Below are 6,964 nucleotides of genomic sequence, written 5' to 3' on the forward strand. Positions count from 1 at the left end.
CCGAACCCCCAGGGACTGACACGACCATGGGAACCACGACCGACGACCTGCGCGCCCTGCACCGCGCCGGGCGGCTCGCCGACGAGTACCCGACCGTCCCCCGGCTGCTGGCCGGGGCCGACGACGCCGAACTCGCCCTCGCCGGAAACCTCCTGGCCCGGCTCGACCCGGACGAGGTGCTCCGGCAGCACCCCGGCACCGCCGCCGTCACCGTCGCGGTGACGGGCCACGGCACGCTCGCCCAGCTCCGCCCCGCGCTCACCGCCGAGCTCGCCCGGCACGGGCTGCTGGCGCGCCTGCACCTCACCGACTTCGACAGCTACGTCTTCGAACTGTCCGACCCCGCCTCGGGGTTGTACGCCGCCGCGCCCCACCTCGTGCTCTGCGTCCTCGACCCGGCCGTGGTCCTCGACGAACTGCCGCTCCCCTGGGGGCCGGAGGACGTCGAACGCGTCCTCGCCGAGAAGACCGCCCTGTTCACCCGGCTCGCGGCCCGCTTCGCCGCCACCGCCCCCGGCGCCACCCTCGTCCTCAACACCCTCCCGCTGCTGCACCACCACACCGCCCAGCTGGTCGACCTGCGCGCCCGCGCCCGGCTCGGCGCGATCTGGCGCGAGGCCAACGCCCGGCTGCTGCGCATCGGCGAGGAGCACCCCTCCACCGTCGTCCTCGACCTGGAGCCGCTCGCCAACGAGGGCGTGGCCGTCCGGGACGCACGCCTGGACGCCTACGCCAAGGCCCACCTCTCCCCCGCCCTGCTCGCCGCCTACGCCCGGCAGGCCGGCCACCTCGCCCGCGCCCTCACCGGCCGCACCCGCAAGGTGCTGGCCGTCGACCTCGACAACACCCTCTGGGGCGGGGTGCTCGGCGACGACGGACCGGAGGGCATCGAACTCGGCGGCAGCCACACCGGCGAGGCGTACGTCACCTTCCAGCGCACGATCCGCCAACTCGCGTCCCAGGGCGTCCTGCTGGCCGCCGTCAGCAAGAACGACCCGGAGCCCGTCGCCCAGGTGCTCGCCGAGCACCCCGAAACCGTGCTGCGCGCGGGGGACTTCGTCCGCGTCCTCGCCAACTGGCGCCCCAAGCCCGAGAACCTCGCCGACCTCGCCGAGTCCCTCAACCTCGGCGTCGACAGCCTCGTCTTCGCCGACGACAGCCCCTTCGAGCGCGGCTCCGTCCGGGCGGCCCTGCCCGCCGTCGCCGTCGTCGACCTCGACGGCGAACCCGCCCTGCACCCCGCCCGCCTGCTGCGGGACGGCTGGTTCGACGTCCGCGAGACCACCGCCGAGGACCGGGCCCGCCCGGCCCGCTACCGGGAGGAGCTCGCCCGGGGCGACTTCCTCCAACGGTTCTCCTCCCTCGACGACTACCTGGCCGAGCTGGACGTCCGGGTCAGCCTCACCCGGGCCCGCCCCCAGGACGTCCCCAGGATCTCCCAACTCACCCTGCGCACCAACCAGTTCAACCTCACCACGCAGAGGCTCCAGCCCGCCGACGTCACCGCCAGGGCCGAGGACCCGGACCACCTGGTGCTCGCCCTGCGCTCCGCCGACCGGTTCGGGGAGAACGGCCTGATCGGCGCCGTCCTGCTGCGCCACGACCGGCCGGGGGCGCGCCTGGAGGTCGAGAACTTCCTGCTCAGCTGCCGGGTCTTCTCGCGCGGCATCGAGCGGGCCGCCCTCGCCGAGATCCTGCGCCACGCCGCCGCCGCCGGCGTGCGCGAGGTCCGGGGGCGCTACCTGCCCTCGGCCCGCAACGGGACCGTGCGCGACTTCTTCCCGCGCCACGGCTTCACCGCGCTGGCCGGGGCGGGGGCCGGCGAGGGCGCGGCCTCGGAGTTCCGGCACGACCTCGCCGAGCCGCTCGCCCCGCCCGCCTGGGTCACGCTCGACTCGGAGCTCGCCGAACCACTCCCAGCCGAACCCATCGCCGCCGAACCCGCGGAAGGAGGCCGCCGCGCATGAACAGCGTGGACGACCTGATCACCCTCATCCAGGACGAACTGGGCCTGCCGATCGACACCGGGGACGCCGAGTCCTCCTTCGACGACGTGCCCGGCTGGGACTCCGTCCACCTGCTCTGGCTGCTCACCGCGCTGGAGCGGGAGACCGGCCGCAGCGTGCCGCTGGCCGCCCTCCTGGAGGCGCCCTCGCTCCGGGCGGTCTACGACCTCGCCAGCGCGCCCGCGTAACGCACCGACGCCCATGCTCGACGCCCGGCCGGGACGCCCCCGGCCGGGCGTCCGCGCATCCGCTCCGGGCCCGGTTCCCCGGTTTAGAGCGCCGCAAGACCCTCGTTAGGCCCTCCCGTGACGGTGGGCTGACCCGGTGTCCACTACGAGGGAGCACGGCACAGACCATGAGCAGCGACCACTCCGCCCCGATCGCCGTCATCGGACTCTCCTGCCGCCTGCCCGGCGCGCCGGACCCCTCCGCGTTCTGGGAGCTGCTGAGCCACGGGAAGGACGCCGTCGGCGCGCCGCCCGCCGGCCGATGGTCCGCCGACGCCCCCGCGCACGGCGCCTTCCTCGACCGGGTCGACCACTTCGACGCCGCCTTCTTCGGCATCGCCCCCCGCGAGGCCGCCGCGATGGACCCGCAGCAGCGGCTGCTGCTCGAACTCGGCTGGGAGGCGCTGGAGGAGGCCGGCATCGTCCCCGCCACCCTCGCCGGAAGCCGCACCGCCGTCTTCGCCGCCGCCATCTGGGACGACTACGCCGCCCTGCACCACCGCCGGGGCGAGGCCGCCGCCGACCGGCACTCCGTCACCGGCCTGCACCGGGGCATCCTGGCCAACCGGCTCTCGTACGTCCTCGGCCTCACCGGGCCCAGCCTCACCGTCGACTCCGCGCAGTCCTCCTCCCTCGTCGCCGTGCACCTGGCCTGCGAGAGCCTGCGCCGGGGCGAGTCCGACCTCGCCGTCGTCGGCGGCGTCAACCTCGTCCTCTCCCCCGGCTCCAGCGCCGACAGCGCCCGCTTCGGGGCGCTCTCCCCGGACGGGCGCTGCTACACCTTCGACGCCCGCGCCAACGGGTACGTGCGCGGCGAGGGCGGCGTGGCCGTCGTCCTCAAGCCGCTGGACCGGGCGCTCGCCGACGGGGACCACGTGCACAGCGTCGTCCTCGGCAGCGCCGTCAACAACGACGGGGCCACCGACGGGCTGACCGTGCCCAACGGGCGGGCCCAGCAGGCGGTGCTGCGGGAGGCGCACGCCCGGGCCGGCACCACCGCCGACGAGGTCCAGTACGTCGAACTCCACGGCACCGGAACCCCGGTGGGCGACCCGATCGAGGCGGCGGCCCTCGGCGCCGTGCTCGGCACCGGCGGCGGGCGCGGCCCCGAGGCCGGGCCCCTCCTGGTCGGCTCGGCGAAGACCAACGTCGGCCACCTGGAGGGCGCGGCCGGACTCGTCGGCCTGCTGAAGGCCACGCTCGCCATCGCGCACCGCCGCCTGCCCGCCGGCCTCAACTTCGAGACGCCGAACCCGGACATCCCGCTGGCCGAGCTGGGCCTGCGGGTGCGGACCGACACCGGGCCCTGGCCGCGGGGCGGCGAGCGGCTGGTCGCGGGCGTCAGCTCCTTCGGCATGGGCGGCACCAACTGCCATGTGGTGCTGGCCGATCCGGCCCCCGTACGGCGGGACGCCGCACCCGAGGCCGAGGCCGAGCCCGAGGGCCCGCGGCCCCTCCTGCTCCCCTTCCTGCTCCCCTTCCTGCTCTCCGGCCGCGACCCGCAGTCCCTGCGCGCCCAGGCCGGCCGCCTGCGCGACCACCTCGCCACCGCCCCCGGCACCGCCCGGCTCGACACCGCCCACGCGCTCGCCGCCACCCGGACGGCCTTCGAGGAGCGCGCCGTCGTCCTCGCCTCCGGCCGCGCCGAACTCCTCGACGGCGTCGCCGCCCTGGCCGCCGGACAGGACCACCCCTCCGTCGTCCGGGGCCGCGCGGGCACCCAACCGGCCTCCACCGCCTACCTGTTCACCGGCCAGGGAAGCCAGCGACCGGGCGCCGGACGGGAGTTGTACGCCGCCTACCCGGAGTTCGCCACGGCCCTGGACGAGGCGGTCGCCGCACTCGACCCGCACCTGGACCGCCCGCTGCGCGACCTGCTGTTCGCCGAGCCCGGCACCCCCGAGGCCGAACTCCTCCACGAGACCCGCTACACCCAGCCCGCCCTCTTCGCCCTCGAAACCGCCCTCTACCGGCTGGTCCGCCGCTTCGCCCCCGAGCCCGGCCACCTGGCCGGGCACTCCATCGGCGAGCTCACCGCCGCCCACGCCGCCGGGGTGCTCGGCCTCGACGACGCCGCCGCGCTCGTCGCCGCCCGCGGCCGCCTGATGCAGTCCCTCCCGCCCGGCGGCGCGATGACCGCCGTCTCCGCCTCCGAGGAGGAGGTGCTGCCGCTGCTCTCCGACCGGGTCTCCCTGGCCGCCGTCAACGGGCCGCGCGCCGTCGTCCTGTCGGGGGACGAGGACGAGGTGTTCCGCGTCGCCGTCGCCCTGGCCGAACGCGGGCACCGCACCCGCAGGCTCACCGTCAGCCACGCCTTCCACTCCCCGCACATGGACCCGATCCTCGACGAGTTCGAGCGCGTCGCCGCCGGGCTGGACTTCCGCGCCCCGCAGATTCCGCTGGTCTCCAACGTCACCGGGGAACTCGCCACCGCCGAGGAGCTGACCTCCCCCTCCTACTGGAGCCGACACATCCGCGCGGCCGTCCGCTTCCACGACGGGCTGCGCGCGCTGCGCCGCGCCGGGGCCACGGTGTTCCTGGAGCTCGGGCCGGACGCGCACCTGACCGGGCTCGGGCGCGAGGCGCTCGACGGGTTCGGCGACGGGGGCCACGTGCTGCTCTCCGCACTGCGGCGCGGCAGGCCCGAGGTGCCGACGCTGCTCACCGCCCTGGCCGGCGCCCACGCGCACGGCGCGCCGGTGGACTGGGCCGGCTCCCCGGCCCTGCGCGGCGGCCGGCCGGTGCCGCTGCCGACGTACGCGTTCCAGCGCTCGCGGCACTGGCTGGACGCCCCTTCGGAGGCCCGTACCGACGAGCCGGAAGCCGTGAGCGCGTCGGCCGCACCGGTTGCGCCGATCGCACCGGCCGCGCCGCGACCGCTGCCCGCCGATCTGCTCGACCTCGTCCGCACCCAGGCCGCCCTCGTGCTCGGCCACGCCACCGGCGACGCCGTCGACCCGGCCCGCACCTTCAAGGACCTCGGCTTCGACTCGCTCTCCGGCGTCGAACTGCGCGACCGCCTCCAGGCCGCCACCGGCCTCGCCCTGCCCTCCGCCCTGGTCTACAACCACCCGACCCCCGAGGCCGTCGTCCGCCTGCTGCGCGAACGCGCCGAGGGCCCCGGCACCGCCGTACCCGCCGTCCGGGCGGCGGCGGCCCAGGACGACCCGATCGCCATCGTCGCGATGGCCTGCCGCTACCCCGGCGGGGTCGCCTCGCCCGAGGACCTGTGGCGACTCGTCGCGGACGGCGTCGACGCCATCGGCCCGTTCCCCACCGACCGCGGCTGGGACCTCGACGCCCTCTACGACCCGGACCCGGACCACCCCGGCACCGCGTACGTCCGCGAGGGCGGGTTCCTGGACGACGCCGCCGGGTTCGACGCCGCCCTGTTCGGCATCAGCCCGCGCGAGGCCCTCGCCATGGACCCGCAGCAGCGCCTCCTGCTGGAGACCGCCTGGGAGGCCTTCGAGCGCGCGGGCCTCGCCCCGGACGGGCTACGCGGCAGCGCGACCGGCGTGTTCGTCGGCGCGACCGGCCTGGACTACGGCACCCGGCTGCACGAGCCGGCCGAGGGGCTGGAGGGGTACCTGCTCACCGGCACCACCTCCAGCGTCGCCTCGGGGCGGATCGCCTACACCTTCGGGCTGGAGGGCCCTGCGGTGACGGTGGACACCGCCTGCTCCTCCTCCCTCGTCGCCCTGCACCTGGCCGCCCAGGCCCTGCGCCAGGGCGAGTGCGACCTCGCGCTCGCGGGCGGCGTCACGGTGATGGCCACGCCCGGCATGTTCCTGGAGTTCAGCCGCCAGCGCGGACTGGCCGCCGACGGCCGCTGCAAGCCCTTCGCCGACGCGGCCGACGGCACCGCCTGGGCCGAGGGCGTGGGCGTCCTGCTCGTGGAGCGGCTCTCCGACGCCCGGCGCAAGGGCCACCAGGTCCTCGCCCTGCTGCGCGGCTCGGCCGTCAACCAGGACGGCGCCAGCAACGGCCTCACCGCGCCCAACGGCCCCTCCCAGGAACGCGTGATCCGCGCCGCCCTCGCCTCCGCCGGGCTGACCCCGGCCGAGGTCGACGCCGTCGAGGCGCACGGAACGGGGACCAGGCTGGGCGACCCCATCGAGGCGGAGGCACTGCTGGCCACCTACGGGCAGTCGCGGGAAACCCCTTTGCTGCTGGGCTCGTTGAAGTCCAACATCGGGCACGCCCAGGCGGCGGCGGGGGTGGGCGGCGTCATCAAGATGGTGCAGGCGATGCACCACGGCACGCTGCCCCGCACGCTGCACGTGGACGCGCCCTCGCCGCACGTGGACTGGTCGGCGGGCGCCGTCGACCTGCTCACCTCGCAGACCGCCTGGCCCGAGCACGGGCGCCCGCGCCGGGCCGCCGTCTCCTCCTTCGGCATCAGCGGCACCAACGCGCACGTCGTCCTGGAGCAGGCACCGGCCGGGCCCTCGCTCGCACCCGTCGCGGGCGTCACGTTCTGGCCGCTCTCCGCACACGAGGAGCCGACCCTGCGCGCCCAGGCCGAACGGCTGCGGGCGCACCTGCTGGCGGACCCGTCCGTCGAACTCTCCGCCGTGGCCGCCCAGTTGTCGACCCGGGCGAGCCTGGAGCACCGGGCGGCGGTCCTCGCCTTCGACCGGTCGCAGGCGTTGGCGGCGCTGGAGGCCCTCGCCTCGGGCGGCGACCACCCCGCGCTGCTGCGCGGCACCGCCACCACACCCGCCCGCA

At 76.2% G+C, this 6,964-nt stretch carries 3 protein-coding genes; all 3 read left to right on the forward strand.

The annotated features are described in order from the left end of the window. The first annotated feature begins 26 nt into the window (after nucleotides 1–26). On the forward strand, nucleotides 27–1,967 hold the full coding sequence (locus ACIRRS_RS37630; RefSeq protein WP_402981336.1) for an HAD-IIIC family phosphatase: 1,941 nt from the start codon (nucleotides 27–29) through the stop codon (nucleotides 1,965–1,967). Next, nucleotides 1,964–2,194, forward strand: a complete 231-nt coding sequence (locus ACIRRS_RS37635; RefSeq protein WP_402981339.1) for an acyl carrier protein — start codon at nucleotides 1,964–1,966, stop codon at nucleotides 2,192–2,194. Before ACIRRS_RS37630 ends, ACIRRS_RS37635 begins: the two co-directional genes overlap by 4 nt. Nucleotides 2,195–2,361: 167 nt before the next feature. Beyond that, on the forward strand, nucleotides 2,362–6,964 hold a 4,603-nt coding region (locus tag ACIRRS_RS37640; protein WP_402981342.1), incomplete at its 3' end, for a beta-ketoacyl synthase N-terminal-like domain-containing protein.

The sequence above is a fragment of the Kitasatospora sp. NPDC101183 genome, from assembly GCF_044767945.1.
Lineage (GTDB): Bacteria > Actinomycetota > Actinomycetes > Streptomycetales > Streptomycetaceae > Kitasatospora.

Excerpts from the sequence above, each read along its gene's own strand:
- ACIRRS_RS37630 (WP_402981336.1), top strand. The coding sequence starts at position 27 with ATGGGAACCACGACCGACGACCTGCGCGCCCTGCACCGCGCCGGGCGG.
- ACIRRS_RS37635 (WP_402981339.1), top strand. The coding sequence starts at position 1,964 with ATGAACAGCGTGGACGACCTGATCACCCTCATCCAGGACGAACTGGGC.